24 protein-coding genes are annotated in these 23,453 nt (G+C 67.3%); 12 read left to right on the top strand and 12 right to left on the bottom strand.

Annotation, left to right across the window (positions count from 1 at the left end):
* The first annotated feature begins 84 nt into the window (after positions 1–84).
* Both ACIQF4_RS09770 and ACIQF4_RS09765 read left to right on the top strand, forming a co-directional pair.
* Entirely contained in the window at positions 85–291 is a 207-nt protein-coding gene (locus tag ACIQF4_RS09770) for a DUF2945 domain-containing protein (protein ID WP_104184611.1), read from the top strand.
* Between the two features lie 4 nt (positions 292–295).
* Positions 296–1,492 (top strand): NAD(P)/FAD-dependent oxidoreductase, encoded by a 1,197-nt coding sequence (locus ACIQF4_RS09765; protein WP_400514828.1) that lies wholly within the window; start codon positions 296–298, stop codon positions 1,490–1,492.
* 94 nt (positions 1,493–1,586) lie between these two features.
* On the opposite strand, the gene ACIQF4_RS09760 is transcribed toward ACIQF4_RS09765, so the two are convergent.
* On the bottom strand, positions 1,587–2,741 hold the full coding sequence (locus ACIQF4_RS09760; protein ID WP_400514829.1) for an acetate kinase: 1,155 nt from the start codon (positions 2,739–2,741) through the stop codon (positions 1,587–1,589).
* Positions 2,742–2,877: 136 nt separating this feature from the next.
* Between ACIQF4_RS09760 and ACIQF4_RS09755 the strand changes: the two genes are divergently transcribed.
* Positions 2,878–3,177: a hypothetical protein gene (locus ACIQF4_RS09755; RefSeq protein WP_400514830.1), complete on the top strand. Its 300-nt coding sequence runs from the start codon at positions 2,878–2,880 to the stop codon at positions 3,175–3,177.
* Between the two features lie 59 nt (positions 3,178–3,236).
* On the opposite strand, the gene pta is transcribed toward ACIQF4_RS09755, so the two are convergent.
* A complete protein-coding gene (gene pta, locus ACIQF4_RS09750) occupies positions 3,237–5,318 on the bottom strand; it encodes a phosphate acetyltransferase (RefSeq protein WP_400514832.1) in 2,082 nt (693 codons plus the stop codon).
* Positions 5,319–5,624: 306 nt separating this feature from the next.
* Between pta and ACIQF4_RS09745 the strand changes: the two genes are divergently transcribed.
* The 5 genes from ACIQF4_RS09745 (at position 5,625) to ACIQF4_RS09725 (ending at position 9,729) form a co-directional block, all read left to right on the top strand.
* On the top strand, positions 5,625–6,155 hold the full coding sequence (locus ACIQF4_RS09745) for a hotdog fold thioesterase (protein WP_400514833.1): 531 nt from the start codon (positions 5,625–5,627) through the stop codon (positions 6,153–6,155).
* 7 nt (positions 6,156–6,162) lie between these two features.
* Positions 6,163–7,530, top strand: a complete 1,368-nt coding sequence (paaK, locus tag ACIQF4_RS09740; protein ID WP_400514835.1) for a phenylacetate--CoA ligase PaaK — start codon at positions 6,163–6,165, stop codon at positions 7,528–7,530.
* A 69-nt stretch (positions 7,531–7,599) separates the two neighbouring features.
* Entirely contained in the window at positions 7,600–8,217 is a 618-nt protein-coding gene (locus ACIQF4_RS09735) for a TetR/AcrR family transcriptional regulator (protein WP_350002777.1), read from the top strand.
* A gap of 84 nt (positions 8,218–8,301) precedes the next feature.
* Positions 8,302–9,411, top strand: a complete 1,110-nt coding sequence (locus ACIQF4_RS09730) for a S1C family serine protease (protein ID WP_400514836.1) — start codon at positions 8,302–8,304, stop codon at positions 9,409–9,411.
* A 12-nt stretch (positions 9,412–9,423) separates the two neighbouring features.
* Entirely contained in the window at positions 9,424–9,729 is a 306-nt protein-coding gene (locus tag ACIQF4_RS09725; protein WP_350002780.1) for a hypothetical protein, read from the top strand.
* A 357-nt stretch (positions 9,730–10,086) separates the two neighbouring features.
* Here ACIQF4_RS09725 and paaZ read toward each other — a convergent pair whose 3' ends face one another.
* The gene (paaZ, locus tag ACIQF4_RS09720) at positions 10,087–12,198 is read right to left on the bottom strand and encodes a phenylacetic acid degradation bifunctional protein PaaZ (protein ID WP_400514837.1); all 2,112 of its coding nucleotides are present in this window, start codon (positions 12,196–12,198) and stop codon (positions 10,087–10,089) included.
* 167 nt (positions 12,199–12,365) lie between these two features.
* On the opposite strand from paaZ, the gene ACIQF4_RS09715 reads away from it, so the two are divergent.
* Positions 12,366–12,815: a hotdog fold thioesterase gene (locus ACIQF4_RS09715; RefSeq protein WP_350002784.1), complete on the top strand. Its 450-nt coding sequence runs from the start codon at positions 12,366–12,368 to the stop codon at positions 12,813–12,815.
* A gap of 60 nt (positions 12,816–12,875) precedes the next feature.
* Here the strand turns inward: ACIQF4_RS09715 and ACIQF4_RS09710 are convergent, their stop codons facing one another.
* Entirely contained in the window at positions 12,876–15,020 is a 2,145-nt protein-coding gene (locus tag ACIQF4_RS09710) for a peptidase (protein ID WP_350002786.1), read from the bottom strand.
* Positions 15,017–15,736, bottom strand: a complete 720-nt coding sequence (locus ACIQF4_RS09705; RefSeq protein WP_400514838.1) for a tyrosine-protein phosphatase — start codon at positions 15,734–15,736, stop codon at positions 15,017–15,019. The genes ACIQF4_RS09710 and ACIQF4_RS09705 overlap by 4 nt, the downstream gene beginning before the upstream one ends.
* 97 nt (positions 15,737–15,833) lie before the next feature.
* On the opposite strand from ACIQF4_RS09705, the gene ACIQF4_RS09700 reads away from it, so the two are divergent.
* Positions 15,834–16,664: an SGNH/GDSL hydrolase family protein gene (locus tag ACIQF4_RS09700; protein WP_400514840.1), complete on the top strand. Its 831-nt coding sequence runs from the start codon at positions 15,834–15,836 to the stop codon at positions 16,662–16,664.
* 10 nt (positions 16,665–16,674) lie between these two features.
* Here ACIQF4_RS09700 and ACIQF4_RS09695 read toward each other — a convergent pair whose 3' ends face one another.
* A complete protein-coding gene (locus ACIQF4_RS09695) occupies positions 16,675–17,283 on the bottom strand; it encodes a GNAT family N-acetyltransferase (protein WP_400514841.1) in 609 nt (202 codons plus the stop codon).
* 78 nt (positions 17,284–17,361) lie between these two features.
* Here ACIQF4_RS09695 and ACIQF4_RS09690 point away from each other — a divergent pair, with 78 nt between their 5' ends.
* Complete coding sequence (locus tag ACIQF4_RS09690) at positions 17,362–17,595, top strand: DUF6480 family protein (protein ID WP_350002791.1); 234 nt, start codon at positions 17,362–17,364, stop codon at positions 17,593–17,595.
* Positions 17,596–17,604: 9 nt separating this feature from the next.
* On the opposite strand, the gene ACIQF4_RS09685 is transcribed toward ACIQF4_RS09690, so the two are convergent.
* The 5 genes from ACIQF4_RS09685 to ACIQF4_RS09665 form a co-directional block, all read right to left on the bottom strand.
* Positions 17,605–18,489 carry a 3-hydroxyacyl-CoA dehydrogenase family protein gene (locus ACIQF4_RS09685; protein WP_400514844.1) on the bottom strand — a complete coding sequence of 295 codons (885 nt, stop codon included), beginning with the start codon at positions 18,487–18,489 and terminating at the stop codon, positions 17,605–17,607.
* Positions 18,486–19,337 carry an enoyl-CoA hydratase/isomerase family protein gene (locus ACIQF4_RS09680; RefSeq protein ID WP_350002795.1) on the bottom strand — a complete coding sequence of 284 codons (852 nt, stop codon included), beginning with the start codon at positions 19,335–19,337 and terminating at the stop codon, positions 18,486–18,488. The genes ACIQF4_RS09685 and ACIQF4_RS09680 overlap by 4 nt, the downstream gene beginning before the upstream one ends.
* A complete protein-coding gene (locus ACIQF4_RS09675; protein WP_400514847.1) occupies positions 19,337–20,563 on the bottom strand; it encodes a thiolase family protein in 1,227 nt (408 codons plus the stop codon). The genes ACIQF4_RS09680 and ACIQF4_RS09675 overlap by 1 nt, the downstream gene beginning before the upstream one ends.
* 144 nt (positions 20,564–20,707) lie before the next feature.
* Positions 20,708–21,385 (bottom strand): pentapeptide repeat-containing protein, encoded by a 678-nt coding sequence (locus ACIQF4_RS09670; RefSeq protein ID WP_400514849.1) that lies wholly within the window; start codon positions 21,383–21,385, stop codon positions 20,708–20,710.
* Positions 21,385–21,843, bottom strand: a complete 459-nt coding sequence (locus ACIQF4_RS09665; protein WP_400514850.1) for an SRPBCC family protein — start codon at positions 21,841–21,843, stop codon at positions 21,385–21,387. Before ACIQF4_RS09665 ends, ACIQF4_RS09670 begins: the two co-directional genes overlap by 1 nt.
* A gap of 140 nt (positions 21,844–21,983) precedes the next feature.
* Here ACIQF4_RS09665 and ACIQF4_RS09660 point away from each other — a divergent pair, with 140 nt between their 5' ends.
* A complete protein-coding gene (locus ACIQF4_RS09660; RefSeq protein ID WP_350002805.1) occupies positions 21,984–22,160 on the top strand; it encodes a CsbD family protein in 177 nt (58 codons plus the stop codon).
* A 173-nt stretch (positions 22,161–22,333) separates the two neighbouring features.
* Here the strand turns inward: ACIQF4_RS09660 and ACIQF4_RS09655 are convergent, their stop codons facing one another.
* Positions 22,334–23,389 (bottom strand): DNA polymerase IV, encoded by a 1,056-nt coding sequence (locus tag ACIQF4_RS09655; protein ID WP_350003052.1) that lies wholly within the window; start codon positions 23,387–23,389, stop codon positions 22,334–22,336.
* Positions 23,390–23,453: the final 64 nt, after the last annotated feature.

Genomic DNA, 23,453 nt, shown 5'->3' with positions numbered 1-23,453 from the left:
AAAAGCTAACCGTGCTTACTATTGTGGAGCATCCGTATTCCCACCGGAGACCGCCACGGCCCGGACCCCACCAAAGGAGCAGTCATGCCGCTACGCAAGGGAACTTCCGTCGAATGGAACACGTCGCAGGGCATGACCCACGGAAAAATCGTTGAGAAGAAGACCAGCGACTTCGAGCTGGACGGACACACGCACCGTGCCAGCGAGGACGAGCCGCAGTACGTTGTGGAATCCGCCAAGACCGGCGCCCGGGCCGCGCACAAGGCGTCCGCCCTGACCGAAAAGAAGTAGCGCTGTGGCCGCCCAGCATGAAGTGGTGATCATCGGCGGGGGCAACGCCGGCGTATCCCTGGCAGCCCGCCTGGAACGCTACGGGGTCAAGGACGTGGCCGTCATCGAGCCCAGGGACCACCACCTCTACCAGCCGCTGTTCTCCCACATTGCCGGCGGCCGGGCGCAGGCCCAGGAGGCCATCCGCTCCCAGGAGTCGGTGATGCCCCAGGGCGTGACATGGATTCATGACGGCGCCGTGGACGTGGACACGGACACGAACACCGTCAGCCTGGCCTCGGGCTCGTCCGTGTCCTACGGGCAGTTGGTGGTATGCCCCGGCCTGCAGTACGACTGGGACGGCGTGCCGGGCATGGCCGAGGCCGTGCATTCGCAGCATGGAGCGTCGCATTACGAGTTCGAGCTGGCACCCAAGGCCTGGACCCTGCTGAGCGGTCTCACGTCCGGAACCGCCGTGTTCACCATGCCCGCCGGCCCCATCAAATGCGGCGGCGCCAGCCAGAAGCCCATGTACCTTGCCTGCGACTACTGGCGGAAACAGGGCGTGCTGGACCAGATCCGCGTGGTGATGGTCCAGCCCTACCCCACAGTTTTCGGGGTTCCAGAGATAGACCGGGAACTTGACCGCAAGATCGCTGAGTACGGGATTGAACTGCGGACCAACAGCGAACTGGTATCTGTGGACGCGGCGGGCAGGAACGCCACCATTCGGGACATCTCCACGGGCGCCGAGGACACCATCCACTACGACGCGCTGAACGCTGTTCCGCCGCAGTCGGCACCGGACTGGCTCAAGGCCACGGACCTGCCTGCCGCCGGGGACGCCGGCGGGTTTGTCGAGGTGGACCGCCAGACGCTCCGCCACATCCGGTTCCCGAACGTCTGGTCCCTGGGGGACGCGGCAGGGACCACCAACTCAAAATCCGGCGGCGCCCTCCGGAAACAGACCAAAGTGCTGGCCCATAACCTGGTCTCCGCCCGGAAGGGGAAGCCACTGCACGCGAAGTACAACGGCTACTCCGTGTGCCCGTTCACGGTGTCGCGGGACACCGTGGTGTTCGCCGAATTCGACGACCGCTACCGGCCCATGCCCACCATTCCCCGGGTGCCCACGTGGAACGAGAGCAAGCTGTCCTGGGTGGTGGACCGGGACATCTTCCCGCAGGTCTACTGGAACCTGATCCTCAAGGGCCGGGCGTAAGCTTCGATTCTGGTGGAGTTTTTGTCCAGATACGCAGGCTTCCAGGCGGGTTAGGTCTGCATATCTGGACAAAAACTCCGGCCCGGGGCGGGTTTTAACCGCTGACGACGGCGGCCGTCGCCTCCGCGATGGCGCGCTCCTCGTCGGTGGGAACCACCAGGACGGGGATGGCGGAGCCCGCCGTGGAAATGACGCGCGGTTCCTTGGACCGCTCCGCGTTCAGGCCGGCGTCGAGCTCTACGCCCAGCGCGCCCAGCCGGTCCGCCACCAGCGCACGGAACTGGTGCGAGTTCTCGCCGATGCCGGCGGTGAACACCAGGGCCTTCGCCCCGCCCACGGCCACGTGGTATCCCCCGATGTACTTGGCCAGCCGGTAGGACGTGACGGCGAGTGCCGTGGCGGCCTTGGCGTCACCGGACTCGGAGGCCTCCACCACCGAGCGCATGTCATTGTTGCCGGCCAGGCCCTTGAGCCCGGACTCCCGGTTGAGCATGGTGTCCAGGTCCTCAGGGGTCCAGCCCGCCCGGCCCAGGAACACCAGGATGGAGGGGTCCAGGTCGCCCGAGCGGGTTCCCATCACCAGGCCCTCAAGCGGCGTGAAGCCCATGGAGGTGTCCACCGAGTGGCCGCCCCGGATGGCCGTGACCGAGGCGCCGTTGCCCAGGTGGGCGATGACGCCGTCGAACTCTTCGACGGGCAGGTCCAGCAGCGCGGCGGCGCGCCGGGTCACGTACTCGTGCGAGGTGCCGTGAAAGCCGTAGCGGCGGATGCCGTGGTTGGTGTACAGCTCGTCCGGGACGGCGTAGCGCCAGGCGTGCTCGGGCAGCGTGCGGTGGAAGGCGGTGTCGAACACGGCAACCTGCGGCATGTCCGGCCACTTTTTGGTGATGGCACGGATCCCCAGGACGTTGGCCGGATTGTGCAGCGGCGCCAGCGGGTTGAGCCGCTCGATGGCGCGGGTGATCTCATTGTCGATCAGTACAGGCTCCGCGAAACGCTCCCCGCCATGCACCACCCGGTGGCCCACCGCGGCCAGCTCCAGGCCCCCAAGTTCCTGGTGGATGGCGGCGTCCACCTGCTCCAGCGCCTCGGCGTGGTCCCGCGGGCCCTCGATCTCGCCGTCGCCGTCGCCGCCGTTGCCCATGCCGATCTTCTCGATCAGCCCCTCGGTCAGGACGCTCCCGGCGGCGACGTCGCGCACCTGGTACTTGAGCGAGGACGAGCCGGAGTTGATGACGAGCACGAGCATGTGGGGCCTCCTGAGCCTTGCTTCTGCGGTTCAAACCCCACTATAGGCGGGCCTGGGTGCGGGTTTCTTGCGGACAGGCGCCGTCGGCGCCTAGAGTCGGCAACACGAGCTGGACCACGCCCGAGAGGACACTTCCATGACGAACGAGCCGAATTCGATCGACGAGAACGACCCCACCAACACCGGATCCAGCAGCACGGCACCCCTGGACCCGCAGGCGGATTCGGATACCGGTTCCGGGAAGAAGGACCCCACGGGCGTGGAAGGTGCCAACCCCGCCCTGGACGACACCGGCGCCCTGAAGGCCGGGGAGACCGGCGAGGCACCCGAAGCCCCCGAGAACACCGAGGACCTGGACCTCACCCCGCAGGGCCTCTCCGATGAGCCTGCCAAGCAGGAGGACCCGGCCAGCCTGGCCAAGCCGGACAACAGCTGACAATTCACCGCGCAGGCAAGGACGACGGCGGCACCTGGGCAGGTGCCGCCGTCGGACGTTTAAGCCGTGGCGGGCGCCTGCGCCTGGATGGCCGTGATGGCCACCGTGTTCACGATGTCCTCAACGGTGCAGCCGCGGGAGAGGTCGTTGACCGGCTTCCGCAGCCCCTGCAGGACCGGACCGACGGCCACCGCCCCGGAGCTCTGCTGCACCGCCTTGTACGTGTTGTTGCCGGTGTTGAGGTCCGGGAAGATGAACACGGTGGCCTGCCCAGCCACCGAGGATCCCGGCATTTTGGACTCGGCAATGGAGGCGTCCACGGCGGCGTCGTACTGGATGGGGCCTTCGACGGCGAGGTCCGGACGGCGCTCACGGACCAGCTCGGTGGCCTGCCGCACTTCGTCCACTGCCTCCCCCGAGCCCGATCCGCCGGTTGAGTAGGACAGCATGGCCACCCGCGGATCCACCCCGAACTGCGCCGCGGTCTCGGCCGAAGCCAGCGCGATGTCCGCCAGCTGCTCAACGTTCGGGTCCGGGTTCACGGCGCAGTCGCCGTAAACCAGCACCCGGTCCGGCATGAGCATCAGGAACACCGAGGACACGATCTTCACGCCTTCGCGCGTCTTCACGAACTCCAGCGCCGGCCGGATGGTGTGGGCGGTGGTGTGGGCCGCACCGGACACCATGCCGTCCACCACGCCGAGCTGGACCATCATGGTGCCGAAGTAGCTGACGTCCTGCATGATTTCCAGCGCCTTCGCCACGTCCACACCCTTGTGCGCCCGCAGTTCCGCGTACTTCTCGGCAAACTTCTGGCGCAGGTCCGAGGTGGCCGGGTCCACGATGTTGATGCCGGAGAGGTCGATGCCCCGGGCGGCCGCCAGTTCGCGGACTTCCGACTCGGGGCCCAGCACGGTGAGGTCACAGACGTCGCGGCGGTGCAGGATCTCGGCAGCCCGGAGGATCCGCACGTCGGTCCCTTCCGGCAGCACCACGTGGCGGCGCTGGGACCTGGCGCGTTCAATGAGGTCGTGCAGGAAGCGCAGGGGCGTCATCCGCTCGGCCCGGGGCAGGTGCAGCCGCTCCACCAGTTCGGTCTCATCCACCCGGCGGGACCAGAGGCCCAGGGCGGACGCCACCTTGCGGCGGTGCCCGGACCAGATCTCGCTGCGGACCTCGGAAACCCGGCGGGCCGTGGTGTAAGTGTCCTCCCTGGCGGCGAACACGGGGAACGGGGCCTGCGCCAGGAGCGGGTAGATATTGGCATCCGGGGCGAGCCCGCCGGTCAGGATGAGGGCGGAGGCCACCGGGAATTCGGGCGAGAAGGACGCCGCCAGGCATGCCACCATCACGTCCGCCCGGTCGCCGGGGACGATCACCAGGGCGCCGTCGTCCAGCACGTTCAGGAAGTTGCCCACGTTCATGGCAGCCACCTTGATGTCCTTCACGTCGCGTTCCATGTCCGGCCGCCCGGCGATCTGGCGTACGCCCAGCGCCGCGGCAACCTCGCCGGTGGTGGGCCGTGCGATCGCCTCAAGTTCGGGCAGGATGTACACCGGCCGCTTGGAGGCCCCGGGCTTTACCGCGGCGGCGATCGCGTCCAGGTCCTCCGGATCCGCGCGGTTCACCATGATGGCCAGCAGGGTGCACCGCTCGGCGGCGAGTTCCTTCCGGGCAACCTCGACGGCAGCCGCGGCCTCGGCGACGGTCCTTCCCTTAGCGCCCACCACCGCAACAATGGGGGCGGCCAAGTTGTTGGCCAGGCGGGCGTTGAGGTCGAATTCGACGGCGGAGTCCTGGCCCACCAGGTCCGTCCCCTCCACGATCACCACATCGCAGTGCCGTGAGATCTCGGCGAAGATTTCCACGCAGCGGGCATCTATCTCGGCCCGGTTCCCCTCGGCCAGCAGGGACCGGACTTCCTCGTGGGTGAGGCCGCCGCGGCAGCGCTCGTCCTCCAGTGCGAAGCGGGACTTCATCAGCGCGACCATGGGATCGGCCGCGGCGTCCGGGCCATGGACCACGGGCTTGAAGAAGCCGATCCTGTCCGCGTGCCGGTGGAGGGTGTCCGCCAGACCCAGGGCCACAAGTGACTTGCCCGATCCGGGGGTGGTTGCGCTGACGTAGATGCCTTTGGCCATGGTCCGCCCTTTGCTGTGCTGGTGTCCCTCCATCCTTGCACTTCCCTCCCCGCGAGATGGCACTTCACAGCAATGTCCGCCGCCGGGACTGCCGTCAAGTGCCACCTCGCGGGGACATGCGGGCCGCCGACGTACATTCCAGCCCGGTTTTGGACCGGCCCGCGCGGAGGTAGCCGCCAGAAAGCGGGTCTGGCGCCGGAAAACCGGGCTGGAGCGGCGGCCGCAGACGCCCCGGCCCTTGACACCGGACCCCTCCATGGGATTACCTAATGAACATTCGGTAAATAAAGCTGGAGGCAATGACGCATGGCTGAAACCACCCTTTCCGGGCCCACACACCAGATCCTGGAGAACGACTACGCCTCCGAGTGGATGGGCATCGAAGTCCTCGCCATCAGCGACGGCCACGCAACCATCCGGATGACCCTCCGGCAGGAAATGCTCAACGGCTTCGGCATGGCCCACGGCGGAATGATCTTCGCCTTCGGCGACACTGCCTTCGCCCTCGCCTGCAACCCTGCCGTCCAGGCACCCGGGGAGGAAAACAGCATCACTGTGGCCTCCGGCGTCGACATCAACTTCCTCAAACCGGCCTTCCGCGGCCAGGTACTGACCGCGGTGGCGGACCGCCGCTCCAGCGCCGGACGCAGCGGCCTGTATGACATCCAGATTTTCGCCACGGATGCCCAGCCTGGCGCCGCGCCAGCCACCTCGGCCCAGCCGCCAGCGGGCCGGCCCACCCCCGCCCAGCCCAATACTGCCCAGCCCAGTTCAGCCCAGCCCGGTGAGCTCATTGCCGAGTTTCGCGGACGCAGCCGCACCATCCCCAAGAAGTAGGAAAACCATGACCCTGCATGCCCCCGAAACCCCCGCCGCTGCCGCAGCAACGGCCGCCGGCACTAACGTCATCCTGGACCGCGAGGAGACCATGTCCCGCGACGAGCTCGAAGCCCTGCAGCTCAGCCGCCTGCAACACACCGTTGCCTACGCGTACGAGCGCGTGCCCCTGTACAAGCGCAAGTTCGACGACGCCGGCGTCCACCCGAACGACCTCCGCGAACTCAGCGACCTGGGCAACTTCCCCTTCACCACGAAGGACGACCTGCGCGAGGAATACCCGTTCGGCATGTTCGCCGTCCCCCAGAACGAAGTGGCCCGCGTGCACGCCAGCTCGGGCACTACGGGCCGGCCCACCGTCGTCGGGTACACCAAAAAGGACCTGGCGGACTGGGCAAAACTGGTGGCCCGCAGCTTCCGCGCCTCCGGCATCCGCCCCGGCATGAAGGTCCACAACGCCTACGGCTACGGCCTGTTCACCGGCGGCCTGGGCGCGCACGCCGGCGCCGAAGCCCTGGGCTGCACGGTCATCCCCATCTCCGGCGGGCAGACCGAACGCCAGATCCAGCTGATCCAGGACTTCAAGCCGGATGCCATCCTGGCCACCCCCACGTACCTGCTCACCATCGCGGACGCCATGGCGCACATGGGCATCGATCCTGCATCCACGTCCCTCAAGTACGCAGTGCTGGGCGCCGAGCCGTGGACGGAGGAGATGCGGCACGAGCTTGAGGTCACCATGAACATCAAGGCCTGCGACATCTACGGGCTCTCCGAGGTCATGGGTCCCGGCGTGGCCGGCGAGGCCGTGGAGACCCAGGACGGCAGCCACATCTGGGAGGACCACTTCCGCCCCGAAATCATCGACGCCTTCAACCCGGTGGTGGGCAAGGAGAACGTGCTGCGCGACGGCGAACACGGCGAACTGGTGTTCACGTCCCTGACCAAGGAAGCGCTGCCCATCATCCGGTACCGCACCAAGGACCTCACCCGCCTGCTCCCCGGCACGGCCCGCCCCGCGCACCGCCGGATGGGACGCATCACCGGCCGCAGCGATGACATGATCATCCTCCGCGGTGTGAACGTCTTCCCGTCCCAGATCGAGGAGATCGCCCTCCGCATTCCCGAGCTCAGTCCACACTTCCAGCTCGAGCTCACCCGCCCCGAGGGCCAGCGGATGGACCAGATGACGGTGAAGATCGAGCGCCGGGAGACCGTCACCATTGAGCAGAGCACGACGGCGGCGCGCGCCTTGAAGGAGCAGATCAAGATCCACGTGGGTTCTTCGTGCACGGTGGCCGTGGTGGAGCCGGGCTCGCTGGAGCGGTCCAACGGCAAGCTGCGCCGGATCTACGACATGCGCCCCAAGGCGTAGGGAAATTCAGCGGTGGCGCAGGCTCCGGGCTGCGCCACCCTACCGACCGTTCATGAGAAACTAGCCACTATGCCCAGCAGCACTGAGACAGCCAGCACCGCCAAGCGCGGCCGCCCCGGATACGACCAGCAGTCGGTGCTGCGCATCGCCGTCGACGTCTTCAACCGGCACGGTTACGACGCCACGTCCATGGGGATCCTTGCGGACAACCTGGGCATCTCCAAGTCCGCCATCTACCACCATGTGCCATCCAAGGGCGACCTCCTGAAGCTCGCGCTTGAGCACGCGCTCGGCGGGCTTGAGGCCATCCTGGAAGAACCCGCAGCCACATCCGGTGCGGCCGATGCCCGCCTCGAGTTTGTGCTCCGGGAAACCGTGGCCGTCCTGGTGGACCGGCTGCCGTTCGTCACACTGCTCCTGCGCCTGCGGGGCAACACCGAGATCGAACGCGACGCCCTGGAGCGCCGCCGCGCCTTCGACCACAAGGTGGCCGGACTGATCTCCGCGGCACGCGACGAAGGCTCGCTGCGCCAGGACATCGATCCGCGGACCGTCACCAGGCTGCTGTTCGGCATGATCAACTCGATCGTGGAATGGTACAAGCCGGGCGGGCCCCTCTCCCCCCAACGCCTCGCCGATGACGTGATCACCATGGCGTTCGACGGACTGCACTCCGCCCAGCACTGAGCCAAATACTAAGGGTGCTTGGTATTTTCTTCGATCCCCGGCTACGGTGGTAGAAAGCCAGCCAGGACCCGGAGGAGGCCGTCCATGAACACCGTCACCCGCCTGGCCGTGCCGCGCCCGGCCCGCTTCCGGTCAGCGGCGGGAGCAGCGCTCCTCACGGCGTCCCTGGCCCTCACCGCCTGCACCGGCTCCACTCCCTCCCCGGAACCCAGCAGCACCTCCACATCCGGCCCGACGTCCTCGACCACGCCTGACCGCACGGCTGCTCCGGCCCCCGCGCCGGCTGCGGAGGGCGATATCCCCCAGCTGGTGGAGAACCTTGCTCCGTCCGTGGTCACCATCTTTACGGAGGGCGGCCTGGGCAGCGGCGTGGTCTACTCCGAGGACGGCCTGATCCTCACGAACGAGCACGTGGTCCGGGGCAACACCCGCGTTGAGGTCGCCTTCGCCGACGGCCAGCGGGTGGAGGGAACCGTCAAGGCCACCGACCCCGTGACGGACCTCGCCCTGGTGCAGGCCAACCGGACCGGGCTGCCCAAACCCGTGTACCAGACAGACCTGCCGCGGGTGGGCGAAGGAGCTGTAGTGCTCGGCTCGCCGCTTGGCTTCGAGAACACGGCAACCGCCGGAATCATCTCGGGGCTGCACCGGTCCATTCCGGGTTCGGCCTCCAACAGCCTGTCCCTGGTGGACCTGATCCAGACAGACGCCCCCATCAGCCCGGGCAACTCCGGCGGGGCCGTCATCAACCTGCGCGGGGAAATCATCGGCATCAGCGAAGCCTACATTCCTCCGTCCGCGGGGGCCGTGGCCCTCGGGTTCGCGATCCCGGCCGCGACCGCCGTGGAGGTGGCCGAGGAACTGCTGGCGGACGGCACCGCCGAGCACGCCTACCTGGGCCTCACCCCGGGCGAACTGACGCCGCAGATCGCCGGACAGCTGGGCATTGACGCAAGCGCCGGCGTCGTGGTTCTGGCAGTGGACGAGGACGGCCCGGCCGGACGCGCAGGCATCCGCCCCGGTGACGTCCTGGAATCCGTGGAAGGCGTGGACCTCAACGCACCGGAGAAGCTCCTGGCGGAACTCCGGAACCGCAACCCCGGCGATACCGTAGGCTTCAAGGTCAAGCGGCAGGACCAGAGCCTTGACCTCAAGGCGGACCTGATCGCGCGGCCCACAAGTAACACCCGATAGGAAGGTAAGAAAATGAGCCACCCCAAAGACGAAGCAGACGCCGGATACATCATTCCGGACCCCTCGAAGGTCCGTGAGGACATTCCCGGCGACGCCGGCGACGAAGCCAATGTGATCCGCTTCAGCGAAGAGCAGGCACTGATCGAGGAACAGTCGCACGGCATCCGCCCGGACACCTACAGCGTCCCCTCCGGCGGCCCCACGATGGACGAGGCCCGGGGCAACATGGACCTCTCGGACCAGAGCGAAAGCGGCCACGGCACCGGCCGCGAGGATGACAGCAGCGACGACAGCCTGCACGGCGGCGCCGAGTCCTGATTTTTCGGCGGCACAACAGGAGGGGCGTCCCGGTCAACCGGGACGCCCCTCCTGTGTTTTGCGGACTTCTCCGCCTGGCTACAGCTCGTACTCAGCCTGGATGCCGAGCCTTTCGTGGACACACAGAATTTTACGCTTCCGCCCGCCCAAAAGATCTGTCCACTGCCCGGCCCGGTCCAGGACGAACGCTCTATCACTCCATGCGGGAAAACCCCCAACGCTCTCTCACTCGATGCCGGAAAACCCCGAACGCTCGCTCACTTTCCTTATGAGAGTGAGCGAGCGTTAGGGAAAAACGCACGTTAAGTGAGAGAGCGTCACGCCAAAACGCACGTTAAGTGAGTGAGCGTGCCCGGGTTATTTGGCTACGAGGGTGAGGACATCGTAGGTGGCCACGATCTCGTCGTTCTGGTTGGTCAGGACGGCATCCCAGGCCACCTCGCCGTATTCGTCGGTCTCGCGCGGGGTGATCTTCTTGGCCGTGAGCGTCACCCGGATGGAGTCACCCGCCGCAACGGGGGTGATGAACCGCAGGTTTTCCAGGCCGTAGTTGGCCAGCACCGGGCCCGGAGCAGGCTCCACGAACAGGCCCGCACCCCAGGCCAGCAGGAGGTAGCCGTGCGCCACGATTCCCGGGAAGAACGGGTTGGCCTCCGCGGCCTCGTGGTTGGTGTGGGCGTAGAAGGTGTCACCGGTGGAGTTTGCAAAGGCGGTGATGTCCTCCAGGGTGACCTGCCGCAGGTCGGACCGGACGGCGTCGCCGATCCGCAACGTCTCCAGGGACTTCCGGAACGGGTGCGTCCCCTCCGTCTCAACCGTGAAGTTCCGGCTGGCACCGGCATGCCACACGCCCGTGACGGCGGTAAGCATGTTTGGTGAGCCCTGGATGGCGGTGCGCTGCATGTGGTGCATCACCGAACGGATACCGCCGAGCTCCTCACCGCCGCCGGCCCGCCCGGGCCCGCCGTGGACCAGGTGCGGCACGGGCGAGCCGTGGCCCGTCGACGAACGGGCGTCCTCGCGGTTGAGCATCAGCACGCGGCCGTGATGGGCGGCGATGCCGGTCACCAGTTCGCGGGCCACGGACGGATCATTGGTGCACACCGAGGCCACCAGGGAGCCGCCGCCGCGGGCGGCGAGGCGGACGGCATCGGCAAGGTCCTTGTAGCCGATGACCGAGGATACGGGGCCGAAGGCCTCGAGGGAGTGGACTTCCTCCGCCTCGGGGTCCTGCCAGTTCAGCAGCACGGGCGCCATGAACGCGCCACCGTCCACCACGCCCATGGAACCGTCCGCGGACGTGACCGACGGCGAATCGAGCGTTCCGTACGCAAGCTCACCGCCGGCGTCGAGCATTGACTGGACGGCCGCACGCACGTCCTCAAGCTGCTCCACGGAGGCGAGCGCTCCCATGGTGACCCCGTCCGCACGCGGGTCACCCAGGACCACGCGCTCCTGGATCCGCTTGCCGATGGCCGCAGATACGGCGGGAACCATCTCCGCCGGCACCAGGGCGCGGCGGATAGCTGTGCATTTCTGGCCCGCCTTCGCCGTCATCTCCGTGACCACGGATTTCACGAAGGCATCGAACTCTGGGGTTCCCTCCACGGCATCCGGACCAAGGATGGCGGCGTTGAGGGAGTCGGTCTCGGACGTGAAGCGGACACCGCCCTGCACCACATTGGGGTGCGACTTCAGGGACAGGGCCGTGGACGCGGAGCCGGTGAAGGCCACCAGGTCGCGGTAGTCCAGGACGTCCAGCAGGCCGCGCACGGAGCCGGAAATGAGCTGCAGCGAGCCCTTGGGGAGGATGTTCGATTCAACGATGGCCTTGACCACCGCAGCCGCCACGTACCCGGTGGGAGTGGCGGGCTTGACGATGGTGGGAACGCCCGCGAGGAACGCCGGGGCGAACTTCTCCAGCATGCCCCAGACGGGGAAATTGAAGGCGTTGATCTGTACTGCCACGCCCGGGATGCGGGTGTAGATGTGCTCACCGGCGAAGGAGCCGTCCTTGGACAGCACCTCCATGGGCCCGTCCACCACCACCTGGGAGTTGGGAAGCTCGCGGCGGCCCTTGGACCCGAACGTGAAAAGGACCCCGATGCCGCCGTCGATATCAATCATCGAGTCCACCTTCGTGGCTCCGGTCTGGGCAGAGAAGGCGTAGAAGTGCTCGCGCCGGGCATTGAGGTACTGCGCCAGCTCCTTGAGCTTGAGGGCGCGCTGGTGGAAGGTAAACCCGCCGAGTTCCTGCTGGCCCGTGGTGCGGCCGTAATCAACGACGGCGGCCAGGTCCAGCCCCTCCGTGCTCACCTTGGCCAGGACTTCCCCGGTGCTCGCGTCCCGGACGGGCGTTGCGGAAGCTGCCGCTCCGGCGTCGGGCGTCCACCACGAATCCATGATGAAGCTGGGCACTGTCTCCACGGTGTCCACCGTGGCCTGGGGAGCTGTGGCTGTGGTTGTCATCGTTGACGGGTCCTTCCAACAAAGGGGCAGACAGAAGCGGCCAAAGATTACTGACCGTCCGTTCGGTAATATATTTACCATACATGAATGTGCCCCGCTGCACACTAGGAGTCCGGTGCACAGTGGAAGCCGCGTACAGTAATGCCAGCCGCGCAGAAGGAGAACATATGAGCACGCCATCACCGAAAGATGCAGCAGCGGAGGGCCACCCCGGCGGCGACAAGGAGCTGTGGAAGATCACCCTCGGCGAACTGGACGAGAAGATGGGCGTCAAGATCGTCGAGGAGTCCGTCCAGCGCGTGGTGGCCACCATGCCTGTGGAGGGGAACAGGCAGTCTTTCGGGCTGCTTCACGGCGGGGCGTCCCTGGCCGTGGGTGAAGCGGTGGGTTCCTGGGCGGCCGTGATCCATGCGAGCACGCTGGGCAAAACGGCCGTGGGCGTGGATGTCTCGGCCACCCACCACCGCTCAGCAAGGGAAGGGCAGATCACCATCACGGCCACACCCATCCACCTGGGGGGCACACTCACCACCCACGAGGTGCTCATCACCAACGAGGCCGGTCAGCGGCTCTGCACCCTCCGCATCACCAACCTGCTGATGCGGCGCCACAAATAAGCCCGTTGATCTGTCAGACGGCGATGTTATGCGCTGGCTCTGACCTTACTGGGTGATGGGTCATCCGGGGGTGTTCTGCCTCCGGCGGCGGACGAGTGCCGTCAACAGCGTTCCGACGGCGATCGCCCCCGCAGCAGCACCCGCTGCGGGAAGCACGCCGGCACCGGTATACGCCAGGCCCCTGCTGTCACGGTCCTGGGCGTAGCCGCCTGGCGGGTCAGCGGGAGGGGTGGCAGCAGGCGGGGTGGCTGCAGGCGAAGGTACGACGACGGCGTCCTGGCCAGGCGGCTTGGAACTCGCCGGGGACGGGGCCAGGTCAGCCGGGGCCGGGTCAGCTGGTACAGGCGCCGGGCTTGCCGGGGGCTCTTCCGGAGCCGGCTGCGCCGGCGGAGCAGGTTCAGTTGGATCCGGTCCGGCCGGGACAGCGGGGGCGAACTCAAAGTCCGCAGCGCCGGAGGCACTGAAACCGTTCACAGTCTCCGCGGTAAACCGGAGTGCATCCTTGCCCTCCGGCGCCGGGAAGCTCCAGGTCCCGTCGGCGTTGACCGGGACGTCGAAAGCGTCCTGTCCCGGGATGGTGATCCGGACGCTGGAGCCCTCAGCGACGGCGGTGGCAGGGGCTGCCGAAACTGTGCCGCTGATGGCCTGCCCCGGTTCATAGGTGGCGCCGGGCGCGGGAGAGGACACTGCAGGCCTGTTGAGGAAGAGTTCCAGCTGGTAGCCGGGCAGCACGGCCAGGCTGTCCGCCAGGGTGGCCCCCACCGCGAAATTCTCCACCACGTTGCCCTGTTCGTCAGGGGTGTCTCCGGCAGCGTGGGTGCCCACGGCGTAGTTGCCGCTGAGATAGGGGCCGCCGGAATCGCCGCCGCTGGACTGGACGCCATAGGACAGGAATCCGTTGAACGCCCGCAGGTCGTTGGGGTCCGCAGCGTAGCCGGGCCCGGGAACCACAAAGATCCCCACGGCGTCCACCCTGCCGCAGGACCAGGCCGAAGTCCGCCCCGAACGGCAGACCGGCATCCCCGCAACGGGCTCGGCCGTGCCGATGATCTTGACCTCGGGTTCCGGCTGGGACACGTCCCCCCAGGTGCTCGCGGCCGGCAGCGGGTCAAGGTCCGCGCGGAGGGACTCGACCACAGCAATATCGGTTCCCACGTTTCCCGGATCGCCCGGCTGCAGCGGGTCGTTCACGCTCCCGGGCCGCAGGACCGGGCTGTTGCCCGGGCCGCCGAACTGGCTGAAACCGAACTTCCCGAGCGGCCCTGTCCGGTTGAACTGGAATTCGAGCTCTGCGGTTTCCGCTGCCCCGTCAGAAGCACAGTGGCCTGCCGTAAGGACGGCCGGCAGGCCGGACGGGCCAAACGCCGAAAAGCCCGTGGAACAGATCCAGCCCGTGTCCGCGATGTACCCGACTCCCCCGCGGAGGTCCTCTTCCGGCGCCAGCGGAGTGCCGTCGTCGAGCTCCACGTTGGCGAACCGGGCAACAAATTCCGCCGGCGATTTCCTGCCGGTGCCCACACCTACGGAGTCCGCGGCGTCAGTAGCCTGACCATCCGGCCCGGCAGCAAGGGCGCCTGGGTTCCCGGCGGACTGCTCATCAGCGCCGTGCGGGGCCCTTTCCGGGGCCGCTTCCAAAGCGCCGACGCCACCGGTCCGGATGACGAACTTTCCTCCTGAGGTGACCACCGCCTGCAGTCCGTGGAGCCCCACCTCAGCCACGTACGCCTGGAACAGCTGTTTGGTGCTCAGCGCCAGCTCGGCACCGGGGTCCGGGGCAACAGGGTCCGGCGAAGCGGGCACCACGGCGCCGGCCGGCGCCTCAACAACAAGGCCAGGGATGCCGGCGGCGAGCGCAGCCACCGCGTCCTGGAGCTCGGCACCCGTTCCGGACACCACGATCCGCCCATCCTGCAGGCGGGTGCCCGCATAGCCGGGAACAGTCCGGAGCTGCCCGGCGGCGGCTGCGGCGCGGGAACCAAGTTCCCCTGCCGCAGCAAACTGTTCCGGGGTCAAGCCAAGGTCCCGCTGCACGGCATCGGCAAGGGCAGCGTCGGACAGGGATGAAGAGCCCAGGCCACCAACAGCCCCCTCCGCCGGAGGAATTTCAGTGTCCGCCCAGCCCGGGGCAGCAGCAACAGCGGAGGTTGCGAGGATTCCCGCAGCTGCGCCCAGGGAAAGGACCCGGCGGAGTACCTGCCCGGTCACCGGGCCACCCCCGCTCCGCACAGGGCCAGCACGGCGTTCAGCTCAGCGGCACTGAGGCCGTTGTCCAGCAGGAACGCGCGGGTATCCAGGCTCCGCACGAATTCCGCCACGGCCTCCCCGCGTGCTTCGAGCAGCGGGACCAGCTCCGCCTCGCTGAGGTAGCGTTCCCGCGCATGGGGCGGGCCGTGGGTGCGGTAGCGCTCGTTAATGCCGCGGGCTGCACGCCGGTAGCCGTCGGCGATGTCCTGCCCGGAGTCCCCGGCGAGGTCCTGGACCATGGCCGCCACCATGCCGCTGCGGTCCCGCCCCGCCGCGCAGTGCAGCACCACGGCACCGCGGGCAGAGGCTGCCGCAAGTTCGCGGAAGACGCCCACCAGCTTGTCCGGGAACAGCCGCGCGTTCTCCGGGTAATGGGCCGGATCATTGAGGTAGGGGCCGGTCACCGCGGTAAAGCGGGGGTGGCCCGGCTCCTCGGTCGGCGCTGAAACCACCACCATCCCGGACCAGGCTGCCCCGCCCACCACGGGATCCGTGTCCCGGCGCTGCGCCTCCGCCGCGTTGCGGAGGTCAATCACCGTGCGGATGCCGTCGTCGTACGCCTGCCGCCAGCCGGCCTCGGTGAGCCATTCCCGCCGGCCCATGCGGTAGACGCCGCCGGCCACATGCCATGCGTTGACAGCACCATCCCAGTCCATGGGCCTGCCCGGTTTCTTCATTCGCACAGCTAATCACACCCGCCACACGAGGCGCATGTCACAGGTGAGTAGTACGGTGGCTCGTACTTGCCTTCTTCCACCGTTCAAGGAGAGCCACTTGGGAAACATCACTGCACGACGGCGCCACTCAGCTCTTGCAGCAGGCCTCGCCACCCTAGCCATGGCGGCAGGGCTGGCCACTGTTCCTGCACAGGCGGCGGACAAGACCAAGTACATTGCCCTGGGCGACTCCTTCGCCGCCGGGCAGGGAGCAGGACCGTACCTGGATGACTGCTACCGCAGTGACAACACGTATTCGGAGCTCGCTGACGGGCCCAAGGCCATCAAACTGGTGGTCAACGAGGCCTGCAGCGGCAAGACCACCCAGGATGTGGTGGACGCCCAGCTTAGCCAGCTGAACAAGAGCACCGAACTGGTGACCATCACTGCCGGCGGCAACAACCTCGGCTTCGGCGCCATCATCACCTATTGCGGCGTGGCCTTGGCAGGTGTGACCCCGGGCGCGGAGTGTGACGCTGCCACCGCCTATGCAGCCGCCCAGCTCGAGAGCGGGCAGCTGTACCGTGACCTGGTCTCGATGATCGAGAGCGTGCAGGCTGCCGCGCCCAACGCCAGGATCGTGGTCACCGGGTACCCCTATCTCCTGGACCCAATCCCGGCCGGCCTGACCGACCCGGCTGCGCTGTTCATCTACCAGGCCACCGAGTTGGCTGACGCCCTGAACGGGGCCATCGCCGCTGCCGCGGGCAGCACCGGGGCAACCTACGTTGACGTGGGATCCGCGTTCCTCGGCCATGGCGCCCTGTCCCCGGATCCGTGGATCAACCTCGGCGGCGCCGGGAATCCCGATAGCTTCCACCCGAATGCCGAGGGCTATGAGGCGTATTACAAGGCCCTGAACGCCGCCGGGGCCTACTCCGCCGGGTAGCAGGGCACGGCTAGCCGCGCTTTGCCAGCCGGTACTCCAGGCCCGCCCGGACCATGGGCCACTCGTGCTCCAGGATGGAGAACACCACGGTGTCCCTGAGGAGCCCGTCGCGGGTCCGGGAGTGGTTGCGCAACACGCCGTCCTGCTTGGCGCCCAGCCGGGCGATGGCCTCGCGCGACTGGTGGTTCAGCCAGTGCGTCCGGAATTCCACGGCCGGGCAGCCCAGCGTCTCGAACGCGTGCCGCAGCAGCAGGAGCTTGGAGTCGGGGTTGGTCCCGGTTCCCTGCACGGACGCGGCGTTCCAGGTGGAGCCGATCTCCACCCGGGGCGTGCCGGCGTCGATATTCATGTAGGTGGTCATCCCGATGATCCGGCCGGGAGCGCCGGTGGCGGGGTCCACCAGCCGGGCAGTGAACGGCAGCATGGATCCCTGCTCCTGCAGGGCGAGGCGCCGCCCGATCTCGGCGGCCATCTCCTCGGGGGCAGGCACGGAGGTGTACCAGAGCCGCCACAGCTCGCCGTCCCGTGCCGCGTCCACCAGGCCGTCGTGGTGCTCCACGGACAATGGTTCCAGGGTTACATACCTGCCCGTGAGGGTAAGGGGTTCTAGGAAAGTCACGGCACCAGCCTAGGTGCTACCACCACCGGGGCCGGTTACGCTGGGGACAGCACCAGGACGGCGAGCGAGGGAGTTTACGTGTCAGGAACCAATCCGGACCCTGAGGATGACAAGATCACAGGCCTGGAGCCCGGCGGCGGGGTGCCGCCAGGCGAAACGCCTCCCGGCGAAGGGTCGGTGGCAGGCAGCCAGGAACCCAGGCAGAAGGGGTCCGGAAAGGGCCAGCAGATCTTTTGGCTCGGAGCCATCGGGGCCGGCGTCCTGCTGTTCCTCCTCTACTTCATCGGCTACATCGTCGGCTTCTTCGACTGACCGGCGTTCCTAGCCGGGCCAGCTGAAGAAGCCTTGGCCGGTCTTCCGCCCCAGTTCGCCCCGGGCCACCTTGTCCTTGAGGATCTGGGGCGGGGCAAAGCGCTCCCCCAGGGTGGAGTGCAGGTATTCTGCAATGCCCAGCCGCACGTCCAGGCCCACGATGTCCGTGGTGCGCAGCGGCCCGGTGGGGTGCTTGTAGCCAAGCACCATGGCGTTGTCGATGTCCTCGGCGGAGGCTACGCCTTCCTCCACCATCCGCATTGCCTCCAGTGCGATGGCCACGCCCAGGCGTGAGGAGGCAAAGCCGGGCGCGTCATTGACGACGACGGCGGTCTTGCCGAGTGCCTCCACCCACTTTCTCGCTGCGGCGGCGAGGTCCGGTGACGTTTGCGCGCCGAGCACCACCTCGATGAGCGTGGATGCCGGAACGGGGTTGAAGAAGTGCAGCCCGAGGAAATTCCCGGGCCGCTTAAGTTCTCCGGCGAGGCCGTTCACGGACAGCGATGAGGTGTTGGAGGCCAGATAGGCGTCCTCGGCCAGCCGCTCCTCGATGCCGCGCAGTGAGGTGACTTTAAGGTCCCAGTCCTCCGGCACCGCTTCCACCACCAGCTGGCGGTCCTTGAAGTCGTCGTAGTCCACGGTGACAGAGAGCCGGGACACCATCTCGTCCAAATTGGCGTCCGTCATACCGCGCTCGATGCTCTTGGCCGCCGCTGATTCGACGCGCTCACGGGCAGCTGCCGCGGACTGGTCGTCGCGCTCCACCACCAGCACGTCTGCGCCCTTGATGAGGAAGGCGTGGGCGATGCCGGCCCCCATGCGGCCGCCGCCGAGGACACCCACGAAGTGGGGAAGATCAGCGGGCATGCCGGAGGAAAGTTCTGGTGTGGTCATCGGTTCTGCTCTCCGCTCTCGGTGCCGGCCGTGGTGCCGTCGTTCTTGGCAGCGTTGCCGCCTTCCTTGCCGCCGGCTTTCGTGCCGGCCTTCCTGTCCAGGAACTCCTGCATCCTGTCGAACTTGGCCTGGGACTCGAAGAGGATTCCCTGTGCCAGCTGGTCGATGACGGGATGCGCTTCGGCAGGGGCGTGGAACACGGACTTGGTGATCCGTACTGCCAACGGATCCTGCCGCCCGATCCTGTCCGCCAGGCTGTGCGCCGCATCCATCAGTTCCGCGGCTTCGTGGATCCCGGTAATGAGGTTTACGGCCAGCGCTTCCTCGGCGGTAAGTACCCTGCCGGCCAGGAGGATCTGCTTGGCCACGGGCTCCCCCACCAGTTCCTTCAGCCGCCAGCTGGCACCGGCGGCGGCGAGGATTCCCAGCCCGGTTTCGGGGTTGCCGATGCGGACGCTGGACGTCCCGATCCGGAAGTCCGCCGCGTAGGCCAGCTCTGCACCTCCGCCCAGGCAGTACCCGTCCAGCGCGGCAATGACGGGCATGGGCAGCTTGGCGATGCGGACGAAGATGGTGGAATTGATGCCCTGCAGGGCGTCGTCGCGGCGCCGTTCGCGCAGCTGCGCAATATCGGCGCCGGAGGCGAACACCCCCTCCACTCCGCCGATGATCAGCACCTTGGGGTTCTGCTCCAGGGCGGTGCAGACCACGTGCAGCTCGTCCACCATCTGCTGGTCAATGGCGTTGCGCACCTCGGGCCGGTTCAGCAGCACCACCACACGGTCGGTGCGTTCCTCCACAAGGAGCGTGTGGAACTTCTCTGCCGCCAGGTCCACGCGGCCGGCCATCAGACCTTCTCCAGCAGCATGGCCGTGCCCTGGCCGACGCCGATGCACATTGTGGCCAGGCCCATCTTGGCGTCCTCGCGCTCCATCCGGCCCAGCAGGGTGATGGCAATCCGTGAACCGCTGGAACCGAGCGGGTGCCCCAGGCTGATGGCGCCGCCGTCGTTGTTTACAACGTCCGGGTTAATGCCCAGACGCCGGACGCAGGCGAGGGATTGCGTGGCGAAGGCTTCGTTGAGTTCGACGGCGCCGAGGTCGCCTACGCTGTAGCCGCTCCGCTTGAGCACCTTCTGCGTGGCGGGGACGGGGCCGATACCCATGATTTCCGGCTCGCAGCCGGCGGAGGCGCCGTCGATAATGCGTGCGCGGGGCGTCAGGCCCAGCCTTTCAATGGCGGCTTCGGAGGCCACGATGATGGCCGATGCGCCGTCGTTCAGCGTTGAGGAGTTGCCTGCGGTGACCACGGAACCTCCGTGCGTGACGGGCCTCAGTCCGGCCAGGACGTCCATGGTGGTGCCTTCGCGGGGTCCCTCATCCGTGTCCACCACAGTCTCGGACTTGCGGGTCCTGACGGTGACGGGAACGATCTCGTCCTTGAACCGCCCGGCGGCGATGGCCGCGAGCGAGCGTTCGTGCGACCGGACGGCGAACGCGTCGGCGTCCTCGCGGGAGATGTTGTCCACGCGGGCAACTTCCTCGGCGGTCTCCGGCATGGAGTAGGTCATTTTGCCGTCGCGGGAAAGTTCTCCCTTCTGGAACAGCGGGTTGGCGAACCGCCAGCCGATGGATGTGTCGAAGATGGCACCGGGCTTTGCGAAGGCAGTGGCGGGTTTTTCCTGCACCCAGGGCGCGCGGCTCATTGATTCCACGCCGCCGGCTATGACGATGTCCGCGGCGCCCGACTTGATCATCTGGCTGGCCATGATGATGGCGCTCAGTCCGGACGAGCACAGCCTGTTGACGGTGATCCCCGGGATGTGGAGGGGCAGCCCGGCCAGCAGGGTGGCCATGCGGGCCACGTTACGGTTTTCCTCGCCGGCACCGTTGGCGTTGCCCAGGATGACCTCGTCGATGCTGTCCGGGTCCAGGCCCGCCCGGCTGACGGCCTCCCGGAGCACCAGGGCGGCGAGGTCGTCGGGACGAACGGAGGAGAGGCTCCCGCCGTACCTGCCCACCGGCGTTCGTACCCCGCCAACAAGGAAAGCCTGCGGACCTGCGGTTGCAGCCATGGAAACACCCTTCACGCGATAAACAGCACTGTCATCAGCGGCCGGCAGATTACCCACTTACCGACCGTTCGTTCTGTAAATAGTACACGGGAGGGTGTGCCGTGGATACGGGGACCTCCCGGGTACGGGGTCCCCTGGGCGGACTCAGAGGACCTTGAGCCCCAGATGGGCTGCCAGCAGGGGCGCCAGGAGGGCAAGCTGGACGTCGTCGATGACCACGCCGCCGAGACTGCCGAGTCCACTGATCCCCCTCAGTTCCGTGCCGCGAATATCAAAGTCCTGGAGCTTGGCCCCGGTGAAGTCCAGGGATCCGATGGTGCAGTTCTTTAATGCCACCCGCGTTCCAGTGGCCGAGCCGAGGTCCAGTTCGTTGATGATGCAGTCGCTGATCAGGACGTCGGTGAGTTTGGAACCCCGGAGGTTAAGGAAGTCGAGCTTGCCGCCGTCGATGCGGACCGACTGCCATCCGCTCTCATGCAGTTCGGCAGAACCCAGGCGGGCATTGCGGATCTCGACCTCCCGCCATGTGGAACGGGCGGCCAGGAAAACCGGCGCGTACAGTTCCTCCAGGATGCAGTCGCGGAACGTGGAACCGCGCAACTGGGCTTCATTAAAGACCGCTCCCTGAAACTCGCAGTCGATGAAGTCGGCGCCGCCCAGGTCCAGCCCCTCGGCCGCCACGCGGCTGTACCGCGCGCCGTCGTACCGCCCGCCGCGCTGGAAGTCCGGCTCAGCCACGTCCGTCAGGTTCTCGAGCCGGACGGGCGTAAGGCGTGGTGCGGTGACGCCGGAAGCTGCTGTCCGTGGGGCGCGCGGGGCCACTAGATGGATTCCGCCTTGGCCGCTATGTCCGCCAGGTCCCTGCGGAGCGCTTTCCGGGTGGCTGCCATAGCCATCTTGCCGAAAACTGCCATCATGATGCGGGTTGCGGCGCTGGGCTTGTGCATCTCTCCCCCGAACGTCACGCTGAGGTTTGTGCCGCCGTCGCGCGGGGAAAGGCTGAACCGGGTGCTGTAGTCGGCGCCGCCCTGGACGGCCTTCACGGTGGTGCCGTGCGGCGGCTCAGCCTCTGCCACCCACATCTCCACGGTCTCAGACCTTCCCATCATCTTCCGGGTCTCCTTCCAGCGCATTCCTTCCCCGTACGGGCCGTCCGTCAGCAGCTGGACGGACTCCACGCCGGTCAGCGTGGTGGCGGAGCCGGGAATGTCCGTTATGACGGACCATACTTTTTCCGGCGACGCATGGATGTGCTGGCTGAGGCTGATGCTGTGGTCCATGGCTTCGAGCCTAGCCGCGGAGCCGTGCAATCGACAGAACCCCGGTGCCACAGGGCAACTTGTGGGGGACTTGAATTAGTAAGCATGCTTCGTGTTAGTGTGAAAATGTTCGATCACCGGAAACGAAAGGAGCCACCATCATGGGCCTCGGAGACAAGATCAGCAACGCAGCGGAAGACATGGGCGGCAAGGCCAAGGAAGCGGCCGGCAATGCCACGGACAACGACCGGCTGAGGGCAGAAGGCCAGGCCGACCAGGTCAAGGCCGACGCCAAAAAGGTCGGCGAAAGCGTCAAGGACGAATTCAAGCGCGACTAGGTTTTCCTGCGCCATCCGGCTTGGCCGGGTTCCAGTAAGCAGGGCGAACGGCGGCGGATCCCTTTGGATCCGCCGCCGTTCTGCTTGTCCGCTGGCTTCCGCACCATTCTTCATCGATTGCTCCAATACTGCCGTTTTGGGGCAACGGCAGATAGCCAGCAACCGATGGAGCGTCACCATCCGCTGCGGGTGGGTGTGTGCCCCTGCCGGGAATCCTCGGGCATCGTCATTTCGGCGCGCAGCCCCAGGAGCCGGATAGGGCGGCCCGGCTCAATTTTCACCGCAAGGTCCAAGGCACGCGCCAGCACTTCGGCGGGGTCCGAGGTTTCCGGGATCTTCCGGGCGTAGGTCTTGGTCAGGAACGGCGCGTAGCGGACCTTGAGCGTCAGCCCGATCACCGGCCGCCCCTCGGCAGCGACATCTGTGAGGACGTGTGCCGCCAGTTCCCGGACGGCGGCCTCAATCTGGCCGGACCCGGTCAGGTCCTGCTGAAAGGTGGTTTCCCGGCTGTGCCCGCGCGCCACCCATGGAGTGTCATCGACTGTCCGCGAGCCGTCACCCCGCCCCAGCTGCGCATACCAGGGCCCCATCTTCGGACCGAACTCCGGAACCAGGTCATCGGGATTGGCCGCTGCGAGCTGGGCGACGGTCCCGATGCCGAGCTTCGAAAGCCGGGCCGACACCTTCGTCCCCACGCCCCACAGCTCGATCGTCGGCCGGCTCCCCATGACCTCCAGCCAGTTGCCCTCCGTCAGCCGGAAGACCCCGGCCGGCTTGCCAAACGTCGTGGCCACCTTGGCGCGGACCAATGTGTCGCCGATGCCCACGCTGCAGTGAAGCCGGGTTTCCTTCAGGACGTCGCCCTGCAGCCGGCGGGCATAAGCTTCCGGATCTTCGGCCTGGATCCCAACAAACGCTTCGTCCCAGCCGAGCACCTGCACCGTGGCGCCCGGTTGCGAGCGCAGCACCGCCATGACTTGTTCGGACGCCGCGAGGTAGGCCTCCTGGTCGACGGGCAGGATGACGGCGTCCGGCACTTTCCGTGCGGCGATGCGCAGCGGCATTCCCGAGCCGACGCCGAAGGCCCGCGCCTCGTAAGATGCCGTAGACACCACCGCCCGCTCAGTGGGATCCCCGCGCCCGCCGACAATCACCGCCTTGCCCGCGAGCTCCGGCCGCCGGAGCACTTCGACGGCGGCGATGAACTGGTCCAGATCCACATGCAGCACCCACGGTTCGTCCACAGGCCCAGTCTGCCTCCGCCGGCGCGCTCGGCACCACCCGTTGTAGACG

It is taken from the genome of Pseudarthrobacter sp. NPDC092202 (assembly GCF_044755505.1).
GTDB lineage: Bacteria > Actinomycetota > Actinomycetes > Actinomycetales > Micrococcaceae > Arthrobacter.
This window is presented reverse-complemented; position numbering and strand designations above follow the sequence as displayed.